The organism is Pacificibacter sp. (assembly GCF_039769035.1).
GTDB lineage: Bacteria > Pseudomonadota > Alphaproteobacteria > Rhodobacterales > Rhodobacteraceae > Celeribacter.
The window spans coordinates 1-17,323 of sequence record NZ_JBDMZG010000136.1; the positions used below are offsets into that span (position 1 = coordinate 1).

A 17,323-nucleotide genomic window follows, 5' to 3' on the forward strand; every position below is an offset into this window, starting at 1 on the left:
CCGATTGAGCAGGTCTTTTTTGCGTAACACAGTGTCGTCATGGTTATTCTCCCTTAACCCAATCCAAGCTGGTTGGATGATGCAATGTTATCCTTGGCCGGATAAGTCAGATGGACGCGACTAAGTCCTCCACTGCGAGAGTTTCAGTCTAGCTGCCGCAGTGGATAACACTTGCTCAATCGACGCCTTCATCAATTGTAACCTCCATAAACATGCCGTCTAGTACTACCAATTTGCGACGAACACCTGCGTCATCGGTCCAACTAAGATTTTCGTCTCGTATGAGAACCTCATCGGAGCGGATATGTTCGAACGCGTATTTGTAGAACCGAACAATCCAATTCATTGCTTTCTCCATTCTCTTCTCGGGCACGCATGCGCCCATTGTAAGGACCGATTATTACGACTCAAGCCTTGGACGGTTCCCACCAGCCGTCATGCGAAGTCAATTGACTCGTGATATCACACGTTGCGGCACAGGAAAGGTTGGACGCCAAACCAGATGGCGTTCTTGTTGAGACCTTCGTCGTCCGGTCATTGATAAGAGCCTTTTGCAAGTCGCAAGCGTAGCGGCAGTTTTTCTAGCATTTGAACGGCATTATTTTGATGCCATACCGGCTCCCCAACGAGTTCAATTTGCTCGACTGTTTCCGCCAGCGTCGATACAAAGGCCTCTGCTTCTGCCCTCGCGATATGCATCCCAACACATGAGTGTATTCCGTAGCCAAAGGATACGTTACCCCGCGTGTCCCGCGACAAATCAAATGTGTCGGGATGGTCCCATTTTGCCGGATCTCGGTTTGCACTTGGGAGTGAGCACAGTATTTTGGCATGACGGGGAATTTTGATCCCCGCCACTTCGGTTTCGTCAACCGCAGTTCTGAACAATGAATGAAACGGTGTTACGAACCGGATTGCTTCGTCAAATGCAGCGCGGGCTAGCTTTGGGTTACACTTTAGATCTTCAAACTGATCAGGATTTTTTGCAAGACACCACAACGTGCTTGAAATTCCTGCGATTGTCGTATCAAGCCCGGCAGAGAAAATCGATCTGATGACCAGACGCCCTTCTTCTTCGGTCAGTTCTCCGGCATCAACAGAATTGAATACAGTCCTCGCAAAGCCCGAGTTGTCAATGTTTTCACGTTTTGTTTGCTCGTTTATCCAAATGTTGGCCGTTGCACCTTTCTTCAACCAAGACCTTCTGAGCGTATTGTCGGGTCCAAATGCATTCGTCGCCATTAGGCCATAGTCCTTAGCCTTTTTGTCATCCCGGTTGAGCATGCCAACCAACCGCGGGAACATCTCGCATATGAAGGCCTCGGACAATTCCTTTTGGGAGTCGATTGAAGGGCTTGATGTCGCTTTGACTATCAATCGTTTCGCTGATTCTCTTAGCATTGCGTTGAGTTCGAGCGCAATTTTAGGCGACATGGCTCGCTGAATGACCGACCGGGCTCTGCCGTGTTCTGGTGGGTCAACTTCTAAAACAATGCTTGGTGGCCTCCAGTTGGGGACGAGTTTCAAATCGTCCATGCCTTCGCCATGTGCGTTGGAAAACCGTTTCCAGTCAGAAAATACCTCTCGTACAATTTCATATCGACCGCACGCCAGGATCGAGTATTTCGGGATGTAGACAAACGGGCCTTGCGCCCTCAATTCCCGAGTGAAGCTTGCTTGGTCCAGCATCACCGTCGGATCGTAGGGGTCAATATCCCAAACGGCTACGTTTTCGGGGGGATCAATTCTTGCGTGGCCGTGGACGATTTGCATCGGTTTCCCGTCTTCTTGCCGGAGTTTTGTTTGCTAGACGGTCGGCACTTTCAGTGTTAGAGTCAAGTGAAATGTCAGGTGATGTTTTACAAATCAAAGGCAAGGCATAGTTGATCTAGTTCGATGCAGGTTCGAGATTTTGCATCAGGTCGCCGGCTTTACCTGCAACACTAAAACGCGAGGGCTAACGTGAATTTGGATATTTTTAACCCCAAAACCGGTGCCCCCAAACGCCTTGCCGTTTTGGGCGGAGCGGGAGGCGTCGGGCGATGTCTGGTGTCGAAGGCAATGGAGCAAGGTGTCGAAATTGCAGTGTTGGATCTGGAATCTTCGTTGGCCAGACACCCCGTGCCGGAGGGCGTAGATAACTACGCTGTTGACGCAACCGATCAATCGAGCCTCCGAGACGCATTTGGAAAAATCGAGCGGGATTGGGGTGCGCTCGATGGATTTGTCAATTTGTGCGGCGTCGTTTCCGAGACAAAACCCCTGTCCGACTTTGATAGCGAGGAATGGCAGTTTACCATTTCTTCCAATCTTAATGCTGCTTTTTTCGCCGCCAACCTGGCGTTGCCGCTGCTCAGAAAGGGTGTTGGAGGAAGCCTTGTCAACACAACTTCGGGTTTGGCGGCCTACACGCGACCCGGCTTTGGTGCGTATGCCGCCGCAAAGGCTGGGGTGAATTCGCTGACCAAAACGCTGGCTTTGGAACATGCGCCTTCAGTTCGCGTTAATGCCGTCGCGCCCGGGGCAATCAACACCGCATTTTTGCAGGGGGGCACCCACCGTCAGGAAGATTTCTCCAAACCATTGGTGGACACACAAGCCGCGGGAAGCATGACACCATTGCTACGGGTGGCAGATCCAGACGACGTTGTTGATCCGATTATGTTTCTGCTGAGCGACGCGTCCAGATACATCACCGGTCAGATACTTTGGATCAATGGTGGCGGTTACATGCCGTGACCGGAAAAGGATACCGCATGGAGGAGAGCCTGTGAGCGTTTCATATTTTGTATTCTATCAAGGGACCACTGCAGACCCCAGTTCATTTCTAGAGTACTATAAAACAGCACACTCGGCCCTATTGCTGGATTTTCCAGGTCTCGAACGCCTGATAATTCACGAAGAAACCGATTGGGCTGATAGTCAAAACGTCGTCGGTGGCTCTTTCCTTCTGATTGCTGAAATGGTCTTCCCGGATATGCCTACGCTCGAAACGGCCATATCATCCTCAGCAAGACAGCGCGCGCGGGATGATTTTGATAATTTCCCGGCTTGGGATGGGAAGATCTGGCATCAAGCCATGAACAACTACAAGCCAAGCCCTGCCCGTTAGGGCAAGGACCATTCCAGCAATTCACAAGGACGTTGAAAGCAGGCCTTCCATAGACTTGGCGATCGACAGCAGGCGAGCATCGCCGTTTGTTTCGCCCATCAGGTTTAGACCGACTGGCGCTTCCCCCTCCCTGTTTATTGGGATCGATACGGCGCAACGATCCAGAAAATTCGCGACCGTAGGATTGCGCAATGACAAAAGGTTAAGCCTTCCATAGTCGGCGTCATCCTCTAATTCTGACATCTTAGGCGCTATCATGGGAACCGTGGGGAATATGACCACATCAAATATCGAAGTTCGCGCGTCGACGGCTGCAATCATGTTGCTTCGCAACGCAAGCAAATCGACGTAGTCCGCAGCGCTTTGATCCTGTCCCTTGAGCATCCGGCTGCTGACCCTTGGGTCATAGTCTCCGATACGCTCTGCAAGTAACGTACGATGTGCCGTGTAGGCCTCTGCAGCCACAAAGCCACCTTTTGAATTTGCTTCCGGAAGTATATCCAATTCGGGCAAGGCCAAGTCAGTAACGATGGCTCCAGCGGCGCTTAGCTTCCCAAGCGTGCGTTGATATGCATTCGCAACTTGATCATCCATACCTTCGACAACATAGTTGCTGAGCGCTGCAATACGTAGCCCGGCAAGTGGAAACTGGTCCACCACCAGCGACTTGGCATCTCCGCTGACTATGGCGTCAATAGCAGCACAGCATGATACGCTTGAGGCAATCGAACCGATTGAATCCAAGCTTGAGGACAAAGGATAAGCACCTGTCAAAGACACTCTTCGCGCGGTCGGTTTGAATCCAGTGATCCCACACATTGCTGCCGGGATCCGGCAGGACCCACCAGTGTCGCTGCCCAGACCAGCGATCGCCATTTTGTCCGTGACAGAAACGGCCGCTCCGGATGAAGACCCACCAGGAATTCGCTGAGATTGACGGTCAAACGGGTTTAGGGGAGTACCAAAATGCGGATTGAGACCAAGACCCGAATAGGCGAATTCGGTCATGTTAGTCCGCCCGATCAGAATGAACCCTGCTGCACGCAAACGGCCAACGGCAACGGCATCGATACCAGCAACCGGTGACTCATTTTTGACGATCGATCCTGCCTTGGTCCTCTGCCCCTTGATATCGAAGAGATCCTTGATCGAAATCGGTATGCCCGCAAATGGGGAAACTTGGGCTACTGATTGGCGCAACTGATCAATTGCATCCGCTTGCATCCGTACGGCCTCATGATCGACATGAACAAACGTGTTTGCCCCTTGACCGTCTGTTTTCGTGATCTGTTCAAGGCAGTTTTCCGCCAATTTGCGTGCGGTTGTCTGCCTTGCCTCAAGGGCCGAGGAAAGATCTTCGATCAATGGCATCGATCACGTCTCATCGTAGTAATGGGTTTCAAGAAGTAGACATCCGTTTTCTGACTTGAACGGACCGTGATATGCACCGGGTGGACGACAAGCGTATGTGTTAGGGAAAAAGGACTCTCCACCTTCGCCATTGGCATCATTGCCTACTGTCAAATCGCCGCTGACCAGATACACCTCTTCCCAATAGTCATGTACAAAAGGTACCGTAGTAAAAATCCCAGGCTGAAACCTTAGCAGTCGTGTCCGGGTTCCTGTTTTATTCACTTCATCCAGAGCACCGGCCAAAATAAGCTGGGCCATGCCCTCTGGGTATCCTTCAGGTGTCACCCAGCCATCGTCTTCCATATCAATAGCGTAGAATTCTTTGTGTTCTTTGTTGATTGTCATTTTGGTTCTTTCCTCGGAATATTTCTAGTTTGGGTATTAAGGTGCCGCCACTTGCACCAAGTTTGTGCTATTGGGGGCTTGTGAGCATCTCAAAAAAGTCGCGAATCAAACCGGCGGTGGTTTTGGGATCTTCAAGATTTGCCAAGTGCCCAGAATCCAGTGACACAACAGAAATCTGCGGTGATAGGTTCGACATTTTTTCTGACCAGCCCTTTTCCATTAACGCATCCTTCGAGCATTCCAATAGTCGCAAAGGAAGTTCGAGATTTGCCAAATCATCGAATAGTGTATCGGCCGGAATAGCTCTGGGGAAATCCTCACTTCTAAAGCGCGGCGCAGCTAAAGCCTCCCAATGACCAGGACGCTTACTTTCTTCTAGTCGACCGGCAACCTGCTCATCCCTATGGGCCATATTATCGACCAAAAGTCCGACCAAGTTTTTAGCGCCCTCTTCATCGGGCTTATAAGCACTCAACGCTGCCAAGCCTTCTGCTGTACGATACGGGCCACCAGTACCGGCAATACTAAACCCACCGCGCATGCGCAGGGGGTTATCCGCCTCCAGCAAGGCGCGAATAGTCAGTGAACCTCCGAATGAACAACCGACATACAAAGCCTCATCAATGCCCAGTGCATCGATAAAATCTTCTAAATGACGTAGGCGGCCGTCAAGGGGCGAACGATCAAAGAAATAGGCTTTATCCGTAGCTCCATAACCCAGGAGGTCGGGTGCAAATATATGATAGTCGCTTTCAAGTTCGGCAATCAAAGCAGAATAACACAATTCGGCACTGGCACCAAAGGCCCCGTCATGCAGCATCATGATTTTTGGATTGCCGGGCTGTCCGGCCTCAACGTAGCGGGTGGTGAAACTGCCAGCCTTGACCCACTTGTTTTCCAGAGTTTTTTTCATTTTCGCCCCTATTGGTTCTAAGGAATTTTTTTCCAGACTATTTGTCCGCAGGAAAGTCTGGAGTTTTGCCGCGGTGATGCCGTCCCAAAATCAACCAAGGGAAAAGCCTTTGTAGTTGTTCTTTGCAATGTCATCACATCGAGCTACGTAACTAGGGAAGCCGCCAGCATATGGCATAAAGACCCGGGCCTTGCCCGGAACGTTGGCTCCGACGTACCAAGAGTTGCAAGTGGACCTGATAGACTTCATCCCCAGTTCATGCACCTCTTTCACCCAAGCTGTTTCGGCGTCCAGTTCGGCTTCGATGCTGCGTTTGTCGTTTTGATCCATCCAAGCAATGCAATCCGCGATCCAATCGCCTTGATGCTCGGCGCCGGTTACCATTGTCGCCAATACACCCGGGCATCCTGGGCCCAACATGTTGAACATGTTGGGAAACCCGGAGATTGCCAGGCCTAGATAGTTGGTAGGCCCCTCACTCCACTTTTCATTAATCTTCCGGCCGTCTCGACCCGTTACATCGATGGCCACGACACTTCCTGTTAATGCGTCAAACCCTGTCGCCATTATGATTGCGTCGACTTCGTGCTCTTGACCCTTTGCTAAAATTCCGTTCTCGGTGAACTTTTCCACACCCGTACCGCTAACATCCACCAGTGTAACATTCGGTCGATTGTACGTTTCAAAGTAATTTGTTCCAGACGGTATACGTTTACAGCCATAGACCTGATCCGGGGTCAGCAAGTCGGCAGTCTCCGGGTCCTTGACAATTTCGCGCATTTTGGAGCGCCAGAATTCGACAACCATTTTGTTAGCTTCGTCGTTAGTCATTAGGTCGCCAAACGCCGCTGCAAAAGGTAAGCCTCCCACCCTCCATTGTTGTTCGAAGCGTTCCTGCCGCTGCGCTTCGGTGGCATCTAGCGCAGAGTCAGTATGTGTTGGGAAGATGAACGCAATTGGCGTGGCCTTAGCCTCGGCCCGAAAATCGGCGTATCGGGACTTGATCTCCGCTGCAACCTCTGGCTCCAGTGGTCTGTTTTGCGCCGGAACCACGTAGCCAGCCGTACGCTGAAACACGCTCAAATGTTCAGCCTGCTCAGCGATATGCGGAATAATTTGAACACCCGATGATCCGGTTCCGATGACGGCAACACGCTTTCCGGTAAAATCGACGCCTTCGGTAGGCCATTTTCCTGTATGATAAACGGGTCCCTTGAAATCGAACGAGCCTTCGGTTTGAGGCAATATGGTCGTAGAGAGGCACCCCACTGCCAGGATGAAGTAACGAGTGTTCACCTCTTCACCTTGGTCGGTCTGCACTGACCAGCGGGAGGAGACCTCGTCATATGTTGCCGCCGTGACCCGTGTTTCAAAGGAGATGCTTTTTCTCAGATCGAACCTGTCAGCAACATGCTGTAAATATTCCAGAATTTCAGGTTGACCGGCGTAACGCTCTTTCCAGTTCCATTCTTGCTGCAGCTCTTCGGAAAATTGATAGGAGTACTGCATGCTTTCAATGTCACAACGTGCGCCGGGATACCGGTTCCAATACCAAGTGCCACCAACGTCGGGGGCTGCTTCAAAAACCCTTGCTTTCAATCCCATTTCGTTGAGCCGATGAAGCATGTACAAACCAGCGAAACCGGCCCCAACGATTACGGCGTCGAGCTGCTCTGCGTTTGTTTCAGTGCTTTTCCCGAAGTTTTCCGGGGATGTGGCGTTTTGATTGGAAGCGATTGGGGGCATTGTTTAACCTCGGCGTGTTGGAATTCAACGCTCAGCAAGTGGGCTGAAACGACAGTTGGGGACTGAATTCTTTTTGAATGATGAGGCAGGCCCGGCATCGTCCGACGCCGGACCTGAGTGTTTTGGTCTACTCGCAGGCAGGAGCAGGGTGTTCACCCAGCAGGGTCCAGCCACCGTTCTCGAGCTTCATGACATAGCCGGGAAGTCTTGCATCACCGGTTTCCCCGAAGCAGGCTTCTCCGATCACACCGTCAAATCTCGCGGTTTGTAGGCCATCCCGGATTTGAGTCCGCTCTTCTGTAAGCTTGTCTACATCACCAGTTACGCCTTGTTCGCGCATGACTTGTGCAATTGCCAGAACCGCATCATAAGCCGACGCATCAACCTGATGGGGGAATGGGCGATCTATGCCAATTTCCCGAGCAGCTGCATTGAACTTTTCGCTGAACGCTCTGGTTGTTTCATCCCGCTCCGCCCAAAAGTAAGTCGTCAAGACACAGCCTTCACAATCGCCTCCCATTCCAGGGATGATCAATGGATCGCCCAATACGCCCGGTCCAACGATGGGTGTATCAATTCCCTGACGCCGCATTTCCTTAACGAAACGCACAGCAAGAGGAACAATCCCACCAAATCCGATGTAGTCGATATCCATCTCTTTCAACTGGGCAACCTGTGGCGCTAGATCAAAGGCCGCCACCGAAAAGCCAATAGGTTCCGATGAGGTCTCAACGCCGAACTGTTCAAACAATGGCGCCATAACCTGAAGCCCGACTGATTTGGAAATAAAGTCGTCGGTCCCGTAAACAATTGCCGCATTATTCAAGTCGTTGGCTTCCCGCAACGTCTTAATGACGCGGACCATTTGTGGGTATTCGCCGATGGTATAGCGAAATGCATAGGAAAACTTGTCAGCCATCTTGGGTGCAGTCGACGCATTGGAAATCTGGACAATACCTTCGCGTTCACCTGCAGGGAACGCAACTCTTACTTCGCCAGACGAAAACGGGCCGACAATTGCTAGGGCTCCATCGTCCTTGGCCAGCTTGCGCACACCCAGTGCAGCTTGTTTGGGGTCACCCCCAGTGTCGAATTTGACGGCCCTGAGCATCTCTCCGTTGATGCCGCCAGCAGCGTTGACTTCTTCGATTGCCAGGTCGAACGTGATTTCAGAAGCCCGACTGATTGTCGCAAAGGGACCGGTGGTTCCGTAACTTAGACCAATTGTTATGTCAGCTGCAGCCGCTGAAACCGATAGTGTGGCGACGCTAGCGAGCGACAAAACCTTTGTAAGGCCACGTATAGAATTTTTCATTGTGTTTCCTCCATTTGCTGGACCATGTGAGTTTTGGTTCCGTTTTGGCGCGGCGCGCCGGCTTGATTAGCTTTCCCGTTAACCGCCCAGATAGGCTTGCTCTAGTTTTCCTTCTTCACTCGCCAATTCGCTTGGCGTTCCGGACATGACAGTTCTACCGAGTTCTTGAACGTAGCCTCGATGCGCCACCTGCAATGCTTTGTGGGTATTTTGTTCGACCAATAGGATCGAAAGCCCTTGCTGATTCAGCTGTTTGATCAGATCGAACAGAACATTCACCAACCTGGGGCTGAGCCCAAGTGATGGTTCGTCCAACATCAACAGCTTGGGTTGAGCCAACAACGCACGACAGATAGCAAGCATCTGTTGTTCACCACCTGACAATACTGCGGCAGGCATATCCCGACGGTCTGCCAAGTTTGAGAACCGCTGATAGAATTCATCGATTTCAACACCGACATCGTCAGACCTGATCTGAGCCCCGACTAGGAGGTTTTCATGCACAGTTAGGCTGGTAAAGATTTGACGACCTTCTGGAACCAGAACCAATCCGCTTGAAACACGACGAGGTGCATTAAGCTTGTTCAAAAGTCGGTCGTTGAAAACTACGTCACCAGTGGACCGCACAACTCCTTGTATCGCCTTGAGCAGAGAGCTTTTTCCGGCACCATTGGCGCCCAGAACGGTCACGATTTCGCCTTGTTCAACAACAAGGTCCATCGCCTTTACAGCGTGAGTGCGCCCATAACGGACATCAAGCCCAGATACCTCAAGTAGCATTGGCAACACCTCCGACACTTGCTTTGCCCGCATCATCGGTTTGATCTTCGTCACTTCCCAGAAACGCCTCTCGAACATCCGGGTTCAAGGCCACCTGATCAGGTGAGCCTTCAAAAATTTTTCGACCAAAGTTCAAAACCACGACGTTGTCACAAAGGTTTCGAACAAAGTGCATATCGTGTTCAATAACCAGGATGGTGATGCCCTTTGCGGCCACTCGTTGCAGCAGCGCAAGCAATTCTTCGGTTTCAGCTTCGTTCAATCCCGCCGCCGGTTCATCCAACAACAAGACCGACGGTTCAGAAACGATGGCGCGCACAATCTCGATGCGCTTTTGAATACCATAAGGCAGATCAGCCACGATCTGGCCCGGATACTCCTCCAGACCCGCGTCGTGCAGTGTCCGCTTTGCCTGAGCAACCCAACGATTTCCCGGGACTAGCCCAAGAGGAAACAACTGATGTCGCAGAGAACGAGCCCGGCTGTGCTGCCCTAGCATGACATTTTCAACAGCATTGAGATGCGGCATCAACCTGATGTTTTGAAAACTGCGTGACAGGCCGTTTGAAATTCGATCCTGGGCCGGGACATGCGTAATATTCTTGCCATCCAAGGTCACAACACCGCTGTCGATCGGGTACACCCCCGTCAGTAGATTGAAAACGGTCGTTTTCCCCGCGCCATTCGGCCCAATCAATGCTGTTATGCTGCCAGTTGGGACATCGAATGAAACGTCATCCGTTACCACAAGCCCGCCAAAGCTTTTTGACAGCCCGGAAATTGATAGCGCATTGTTACTCATTCCTCCGCCTCCAATCCTCGGTTTTTCCGATTGACTATACCAGCCAACATGGTGCGGGTCACAACGCCTTCGGGGCGGAAGACCATCATCAAAACAATGATCAATCCGAATGCCACAAGCCTGCCATCCTCGATCCACCGCTGTCCGACGGCACTCCCAATTACGCGCAGGATTTCCGGGATAAACGTAAAGAAGAGGGCCCCGACCAACGGACCCATGGCCGTCTGCGTCCCACCCAAAAGAACGTACAGAAGGACGTAAATCGACAGGAGCAAATTGAAGTTTTGAGTCTCGACGTAACTGTAGTGGTGACCGTAAAGCGCGCCACCAAATGCCAGGACTGCAGCACCAAGCGTAAAAGCCCAAACACGCACCATCCGAGCGTTCACGCCAAAAAGGATCGCTACATTTTCGTCGTCGTGAACGGAGCGCATGGCCAGCCCGAAGCGAGTTGACATGAGGAAAAAGCAAAGTAAAGCGACTGCGATGGCAGAGAAAACTAAGACGTAAAATGGTACAAATACATCGATTGGCATCCCGGCGGCCCCGCCGAGAAACTCGGCGTTGATCACCAGACCTGCGACAACCTCGGCAAAGGCAAACGTTGCCAACACCATATATACTCCTCTGGTTCGTAGGATCGGAAACGAAATCAGGAAGGCGATAAGACCAACGAATAAAACTGCAATAGCGATTCCTGCGATGATGGGAATCCCTAACCCGTCAAACCCATTGGTAAGGTAGCCACTTGCATATGCCCCGAGTGTAACAAACCCAGCAGCGCCAAGGTTTAGTTGCCCGGAGGATGCGGCCAGAAACACGCCGTAAGCGTAAATTGTGTTCAGGCTTAAGATAACCAAGAGGCCTTCGAGTTCTCCGCTCATTTCAGAATTTCCCTTTGCCAATCGACGTATGCCCAAACAGTCCGGTTGGACGAATGATCAGAAACACAAGGACCAAACCCCAGATCGAGATTTTCACAGCGGACGCGCCAAAAAAATAAAGCGACAAAACTTCCATCATGCCGATCAACAAGCCACCAAGAATGGCGCCCCAGACATTCCCCAAGCCGCCTAAGACCATCCCGGCAATAGCAATCGATGCAACACGGTCGCCGACATAGGCGTCGACAGTTGTATAGTTGATGGTGAACAATATTCCTGCCATGGCGCACAGCAGTCCGGTTATGATGTAGACGATTGGAACGATCTTCCCAACGTCGATTCCCATCAACAATGCAGTATCTGGCCGCTCAGCAATGCTTCTCAGCGCTCGACCGAGCTTTGTCTTTTGCAAGAGATAGCTCAGCATAAAGACAATGATCAGTGAAAGGACCAAGCTTATCGTCTGCGGAACGCTGAACTGGATCGCCCCGATATAGAAACTCGCGTTACCAAACGGGGATGCAACCGTCATAACATCCGATCCCCAAATACTAATAACGAGATGTTCGAAAAAAATGAGAAACCCTAACGAACTGACAAGCGGCAGTGCATGCTCTGTTGAATCACCATATTTGGTTTTCGTGTAGCGATAGGTGAACCGCTCAATCACGAGAGAGGCAAGAGTGACGACAATGAGCGCAAGAATTGCACCTGCTATCCATCTGTTGTCAGCCCCCAAAAGTGAGACAAGAACGCTGTCAACCCCAACACCAAATCCCCCCGCCATTGTGGCCCAGGTTGTCACTGCTGCCACCATAAACAGCGCAGGAATGGTGAAATTCAGAAAATTCAGCATCCCAACGATCAATGTGAAGGCAACGGCAACCATCACGTAGAGACCACCCAACATTAGCCCGTTGACGACTTGCTGTATGAAGATGGTCATCGGTCGGTTTCCCCGAATTCTGAACCGCCGCAACGCACGCGCCGACTGAGGCATGAAAGCCAATTGCCGACATTGTGGTTTGGAAAGAAGCATGGGCTTTCGGTCATCCGCTCACCGCCAATTCGCAATTTCCAAACCCTTCCACGTTTGAGCGCCTCCCGTTGTTGTTAGACGTAAGTTACGTTCCAGTTTTCGTTCACGACGGTGCCAGATTGCCGGAGCATTTTGGAAACAGGGCAGAACCGCCCGACATCGGTTCTGAAAACTTCGATTTCTTCAGGGGTTGAATTGGTGGTCACTTTGATTTCCACATCCATTTGCACAAATGGAACGTCAATCTCTTCGGACAGAGTAACTCCTCTGCGGTCAAATTTGGCGACCACACCAATGGTCATGTATGCTAAATGAACACCCAAATTTTCCGCAACTTTGTGTGAAATGACCGACAGGCAACTCGCTAAGGCGACAGGAACAGTTTCAGTAGGCGATGGTCCCAGATTGGTTCCTCCGCGTGCGATCGGTTCATCGATCGTCACCGTCAAGTCTCTGACATCTACATCCGTACGCGAATGGCTTATGACCGTTGCATCAGCTTTGATATCAACGATCGTCTTTGCTTTGATGGCCATATGCCGTGTCTCCCAGTTGGTTTCCAAACTAATGATTCTGTGGCGTTGATCTTTACTCTAAAGAAAGCCTTGTAACATGTCAAAAGAAATTACAGTGATATTTCACTGATGCTGCCAAACCTAGCCGAGGGGCGGCATGAACGAGGTCGCGATGCTGGCAACGTCAAAAATGGCTGGATTTTTCTTCCATTCTACTGAAATATCACCGACATTGCAGAGAAATTAAAAACCACAGAAGAAGCGGAAATGTCAAAAAACTATAAGAGTCAGCGCGAAGGCGCGTACGAAGAAATCAAGCGCCGCATCATTACCCTGTTTTATAAGCCTGGCTCGTATCTGAACGAAGCGATGCTAAGTGCCGATCTGGAATTCGGAAAAACCCCAGTTCGTCAGGCAATTGATCAGCTTCGGCTTGAAGGCATGCTAGATGTTATGCCTCGCAAGGGGCTGATTGTGAGGCCAATTTCGTTTGATGAAATTACGCAGATTGCCAATGTCCGAATTGTCCTGGAGGGATATTGTGCGGAATTGGCGGCAGACCGCTGCAACCAAGAGGATATTGCACGGCTCACTGATATCATCGAGCAACTCAATACTGCAGCAGAAGCTCAAGATACCGATAAGCTTATGGAACTAGACCGTGATTTTCACTCTGCGATCTCAAGCGCCTCCAAGGAACAGGTTCTCTCCGAAATTTTGGCGGGACTGCACGATCGTTCGCTGCGGTTCTGGTTCATATCTCTAAGCGAGAAACAGCAAGTCGGAAATATTCTCAACGAACACCAGGCCATCTTCGACGCTCTCAGAGCGCGTGATCCAGCGGCCGCACGCAAAGCAGCCGAGCATCATATCAAGTCGTTCTTGAAGAATATCAGCCCAGTTATCTGAGCCAGTCTAGTCGCCCATTTCCAGGGACGACACGCTGTAGGAGTGTCTAATACTGCGGGTCATAACCGGATCGTGTAGTTCCATCTCGAATGATTGCGATGGGCGGACGCCGCCGTGAACCGCGAGCGTGCCACAATACATCACCAACCCGTTGCGTTCGCCCCCCCTATTCTCAAACTCCACAAGCAGGTCCATCGGATCCTTCATCGTCGTCACAGGACCTTCCTGGTACAGGGTTCTATCCCCATTGATGACCGCATGAGAACGCAGCAACAATCTCTCCCAGTGATCGCTGATGTCACTATACTTCCAAACCGTTGTCGACACCGGCTTTGGGCAGACCTGTTTGGAAACTGTGACGTTTACCTTTTCGACTTCCCGATCGGTGTGGTCTGACCCAAGCCCGACAAAGATCTCCTCTTCGTCAATGTAAAGGACAAATTCAATTTCACCGCTCGAACTATCACCAACAACCTGAATCGACTCGTCCGTGGTCAACAGATTCAATCCGTTGTTATAGTATTCCGGCATTCTCTTGGGCCGCGCTATTCCAATCTCTTCAAGCTCGGCAACATGTGCTTCCATCGCCTCGAGATTGCGACCGGTCCAGCCGGCGATGACCAATTTTTTAGCGTTGAACGCCCGTGAATATTGGCCAACACGGTTCTCTACAGTTAGGTTGAGTTTCACTTTATTCTCCTAGCCGATCGGCAGTTTCACTGTCATCAAAAAATGTTCGAACGTTCATATTGTTTTGGCCACAAATTGGAGTCGTGTTTCAATGCGTTAGCGGCACGCAACGGCCAGTGAGGATCGCTCATCAAGGTGCGTCCCAGCGCGACGATATCGCTCCAGCCATTTGCGACAATTGCCTCAGCTAGATCAGGGCTATTGATCAATCCGACGCTTGCGGTCATCAGCCCGGTTTCCTGTTTGATCGTCTGACTGAATCCGGTCTGATAGGCGGGGTGGATCGGAATCTGCTGACGCGGATCATTGCCGCCCGAGGAACAGTCGATCAGATCGACGTCACCGCGCTCCTCCATCATTTTGCATAGGCGTACACTGTCCTGAACGCCCCAGCCGTCTTTCACCCAATCGGTAACAGAAAGGCGCACAAACAATGGCAGATCAGAAGGCCACTCTGCTCGAACGGCATCTAGGGAATCGAGAAAAAATCGCACCCGATTCTCAAAGGAACCGCCGTACTGGTCGCTCCGCTGGTTGCTGAGAGGCGAGAAAAACTGATGAAACAAATACCCGTGGGCAGCATGCAATTCGATGATCTTGAAACCAGCCTCGCGTGCGCGCCGGACAGATCGCGCAAGTGCATCTATGTTTTTAGAAATATCGCCCGGCGAAATAGCTTCGGGGACCAAAAATCCCCTGGCGTAGGCCTGCGGTGACGCGCTAATTGTCTGCCAGCCACCATCTTCGGGTAGCACCTGCGAGCTTCCCTCCCAAGGGCGACCGACACTTGCTTTGCGGCCAGCATGACCCAGTTGGATCGCTGGCGTTGCGCCAGTTGACTCAACAAACTCAGCAATACGTGCGAGGGCATCGCGTTGTTTATCGTTCCATAATCCCAGGCAATGTTTGGTAATGCGACCGCGGGGTTCTGAGTGAACCGCCTCAGTTGAAATAATACCAGCGCCGCCAGCAGCACGTGCACCAAGGTGAACTAAATGCCAATCGTTAGCGAGACCGTCCTTAGCGGAATACTGGCACATTGGCGACAACATGATCCTGTTTCGAACCGTCACCGAACGTATCTTGAGAGGTCGAAACAAATGTGGGTTGGGATCGCGCCGCAAAATTCGGCGCTCATTTTCGCCGCTCGTTCTAGAATCCTGTTTTTCTGTCTTTTCCTGCGTTGGCATTCAGGAATCCTTTACCAGTCCATCTACCGGCTCAATCTAACATCACGGTGAAATGTTACAAGAGTTTTTCTGTGCTTTTGCTGTCTCGGCTGTGAACCCACGGTGAATCGAGAGCCTTTCACACTAGCTATGGAGCAGCCAAAAATAGTGTTTTCTTAAGGAAATCAGGGGCATGCTTCGAGGAATACCTCCTTAGATGGACACATTCCAAAACGTTACCGATCGAGCGAACTCTGATACTTAAGGCGCAAGCACCCAAATGTAATCGCATTTAAGTTGCAATACAATCAGACTTCGAGACCACAAATTTAAATTACGAGTGACCGCGGAAAACTTCAAGAATTCGGCTGTCTTGTCTACACAATGACTGTTGCAACAGACCGCAACGAACGGGAGAGATGGGTTCTGCTGGTCTGCACGGCTTTGAATGTACGGTTTCGCTGAAGTTGCTCCGTTACCGAAAGGGAACCGCTGCAAGTGCGCACAAATGCTGCGTCAGCCATAGCCGCAGCCGCATAAGTCCGCTTTGTCCGCACTGTGTGCATTCACCCATCACATATTTTGCATTGGCAGCGAAAGTCCGGTCTGGCGGGCTGCGGCCCAGCATCGCAGACCACCACTGAATGTCGGCTTTGGGCCGTCATGATAACTACCAGTGCCCTATCAACGCGAATTTCTGCTATCGACCTAATGGCAGCTGTGAGCCCAAAGGACCTATTTGCTTAGTCGCAGCGAAAGTCTGCTATCAGGCAATCTCTGTAATTACATCGCGACCGAGTTGCTGTGCTAAGTGAAGAGTGTCAACCATGCACCAATTTTCAACGATCTTTCCGTCTTTGCAGCGCCACCAATCGCAGTCGCGCATAAAGATGCGCTGCCCTTCAGGTCGGATGCCCATGAATGGCTTAACATGCACGCCTGTGATTGTCGGCCATCCACTGAGGAAAGCATAGTCCCCGTCACCTGCCTTACAGTCCACGCCCACACCCTCAATACCTTCGGGGCGTCCATCCCCCTGAGCCTCCCCCTTTGAATTGGTCCGTCCCTATAGTTAGGAAGACGGAGGACTAAGAATGGCGATTAAGAGACCGAAGCCTGAAGAGATTGTTGTTAAGCTCAACCGCGTTCAACTCAATGCCCTTTCAGGTCCAACTCTGACCGCCAGGGCCAAATATCAGTCCCATTTTTAGCGACTCTACTGGAAGTAGCAACGCACTTGTAACCGCCAGCTACTAGCCGCCGTCCGCTTTGATCAATTTTTGCCTGCCGCTCTGTCGAAACGGGGCAATAGGCACTGACTGTGGTGACGACGTTGGAATGGCCAATGTTCTGGGAGAATGCCTTAAAAGCCCCACGCGTGGGGTATCGCGTGTCGGTCCATTTAACCAGGGTGTTGCGGAAAGCGTGTGACGTGACAGGCTCCAGAGGTTTTTTAACTGGCTGCCGATTATTTTTTAGCTGGCTACAGATTAAATTTGTAAAAAAGAACGCGCCAGATGAGAACAAAATCGCCATCTAGCAGACATTTTTTGGAACCCATATGGAACCCAAAAAACATCGGTCCCTCACAAAAAACTGCTAACTTATTGATATTGTGGTGCCCCCACACGGCACCAACCCATTGTTTTTATGTGTTTTTAATTGCCCATCCGCAACACTATCCACCTTTA

At 51.1% G+C, this 17,323-nt stretch carries 17 protein-coding genes; 3 read left to right on the forward strand and 14 right to left on the reverse strand.

The window, feature by feature from the left end; genetic code table 11:
* Nucleotides 1-175: 175 nt before the first annotated feature.
* Both ABF287_RS11680 and ABF287_RS11685 read right to left on the reverse strand, forming a co-directional pair.
* On the reverse strand, nt 176-346 hold the full coding sequence (locus ABF287_RS11680) for a hypothetical protein (RefSeq protein ID WP_347185180.1): 171 nt from the start codon (nt 344-346) through the stop codon (nt 176-178).
* Nucleotides 347-534: 188 nt separating this feature from the next.
* Nucleotides 535-1,773: a cytochrome P450 gene (locus ABF287_RS11685; RefSeq protein WP_347185181.1), complete on the reverse strand. Its 1,239-nt coding sequence runs from the start codon at nt 1,771-1,773 to the stop codon at nt 535-537.
* 195 nt (nt 1,774-1,968) lie between these two features.
* Between ABF287_RS11685 and ABF287_RS11690 the strand changes: the two genes are divergently transcribed.
* Complete coding sequence (locus ABF287_RS11690; protein WP_347185182.1) at nt 1,969-2,739, forward strand: SDR family oxidoreductase; 771 nt, start codon at nt 1,969-1,971, stop codon at nt 2,737-2,739.
* A gap of 31 nt (nt 2,740-2,770) precedes the next feature.
* The gene (locus ABF287_RS11695) at nt 2,771-3,112 is read left to right on the forward strand and encodes an EthD family reductase (RefSeq protein ID WP_347185183.1); all 342 of its coding nucleotides are present in this window, start codon (nt 2,771-2,773) and stop codon (nt 3,110-3,112) included.
* 21 nt (nt 3,113-3,133) lie between these two features.
* On the opposite strand, the gene ABF287_RS11700 is transcribed toward ABF287_RS11695, so the two are convergent.
* From ABF287_RS11700 to ABF287_RS11745, 10 genes are all read right to left on the reverse strand, one after another.
* Nucleotides 3,134-4,483: an amidase gene (locus ABF287_RS11700; protein WP_347185184.1), complete on the reverse strand. Its 1,350-nt coding sequence runs from the start codon at nt 4,481-4,483 to the stop codon at nt 3,134-3,136.
* A 3-nt stretch (nt 4,484-4,486) separates the two neighbouring features.
* Nucleotides 4,487-4,870 carry a cupin gene (locus tag ABF287_RS11705; RefSeq protein ID WP_347185185.1) on the reverse strand — a complete coding sequence of 128 codons (384 nt, stop codon included), beginning with the start codon at nt 4,868-4,870 and terminating at the stop codon, nt 4,487-4,489.
* A gap of 67 nt (nt 4,871-4,937) precedes the next feature.
* Nucleotides 4,938-5,783 carry an alpha/beta hydrolase gene (locus ABF287_RS11710; protein ID WP_347185186.1) on the reverse strand — a complete coding sequence of 282 codons (846 nt, stop codon included), beginning with the start codon at nt 5,781-5,783 and terminating at the stop codon, nt 4,938-4,940.
* A 90-nt stretch (nt 5,784-5,873) separates the two neighbouring features.
* Nucleotides 5,874-7,529, reverse strand: coding sequence for an NAD(P)/FAD-dependent oxidoreductase (locus ABF287_RS11715; protein WP_347185187.1), 1,656 nt, complete (start codon nt 7,527-7,529; stop codon nt 5,874-5,876).
* Nucleotides 7,530-7,656: 127 nt separating this feature from the next.
* Nucleotides 7,657-8,844, reverse strand: a complete 1,188-nt coding sequence (locus ABF287_RS11720; protein WP_347185188.1) for an ABC transporter substrate-binding protein — start codon at nt 8,842-8,844, stop codon at nt 7,657-7,659.
* Nucleotides 8,845-8,922: 78 nt separating this feature from the next.
* The gene (locus ABF287_RS11725; protein WP_347185189.1) at nt 8,923-9,624 is read right to left on the reverse strand and encodes an ABC transporter ATP-binding protein; all 702 of its coding nucleotides are present in this window, start codon (nt 9,622-9,624) and stop codon (nt 8,923-8,925) included.
* The gene (locus tag ABF287_RS11730) at nt 9,614-10,426 is read right to left on the reverse strand and encodes an ABC transporter ATP-binding protein (RefSeq protein ID WP_347185190.1); all 813 of its coding nucleotides are present in this window, start codon (nt 10,424-10,426) and stop codon (nt 9,614-9,616) included. Before ABF287_RS11730 ends, ABF287_RS11725 begins: the two co-directional genes overlap by 11 nt.
* Nucleotides 10,423-11,310, reverse strand: coding sequence for a branched-chain amino acid ABC transporter permease (locus ABF287_RS11735; protein WP_347185191.1), 888 nt, complete (start codon nt 11,308-11,310; stop codon nt 10,423-10,425). The genes ABF287_RS11730 and ABF287_RS11735 overlap by 4 nt, the downstream gene beginning before the upstream one ends.
* Before the next feature lies 1 nt (nt 11,311).
* Complete coding sequence (locus tag ABF287_RS11740) at nt 11,312-12,256, reverse strand: branched-chain amino acid ABC transporter permease (protein ID WP_347185192.1); 945 nt, start codon at nt 12,254-12,256, stop codon at nt 11,312-11,314.
* A gap of 167 nt (nt 12,257-12,423) precedes the next feature.
* Nucleotides 12,424-12,885 (reverse strand): OsmC family protein, encoded by a 462-nt coding sequence (locus ABF287_RS11745; protein WP_347185193.1) that lies wholly within the window; start codon nt 12,883-12,885, stop codon nt 12,424-12,426.
* 246 nt (nt 12,886-13,131) lie between these two features.
* Between ABF287_RS11745 and ABF287_RS11750 the strand changes: the two genes are divergently transcribed.
* The gene (locus ABF287_RS11750) at nt 13,132-13,773 is read left to right on the forward strand and encodes a GntR family transcriptional regulator (RefSeq protein WP_347185194.1); all 642 of its coding nucleotides are present in this window, start codon (nt 13,132-13,134) and stop codon (nt 13,771-13,773) included.
* Nucleotides 13,774-13,779: 6 nt separating this feature from the next.
* Here the strand turns inward: ABF287_RS11750 and ABF287_RS11755 are convergent, their stop codons facing one another.
* Both ABF287_RS11755 and ABF287_RS11760 read right to left on the reverse strand, forming a co-directional pair.
* Nucleotides 13,780-14,463, reverse strand: coding sequence for a DUF2848 domain-containing protein (locus ABF287_RS11755; RefSeq protein WP_347185195.1), 684 nt, complete (start codon nt 14,461-14,463; stop codon nt 13,780-13,782).
* A gap of 35 nt (nt 14,464-14,498) precedes the next feature.
* Nucleotides 14,499-15,653, reverse strand: coding sequence for an NADH:flavin oxidoreductase/NADH oxidase (locus ABF287_RS11760; protein ID WP_347185196.1), 1,155 nt, complete (start codon nt 15,651-15,653; stop codon nt 14,499-14,501).
* Nucleotides 15,654-17,323: the final 1,670 nt, after the last annotated feature.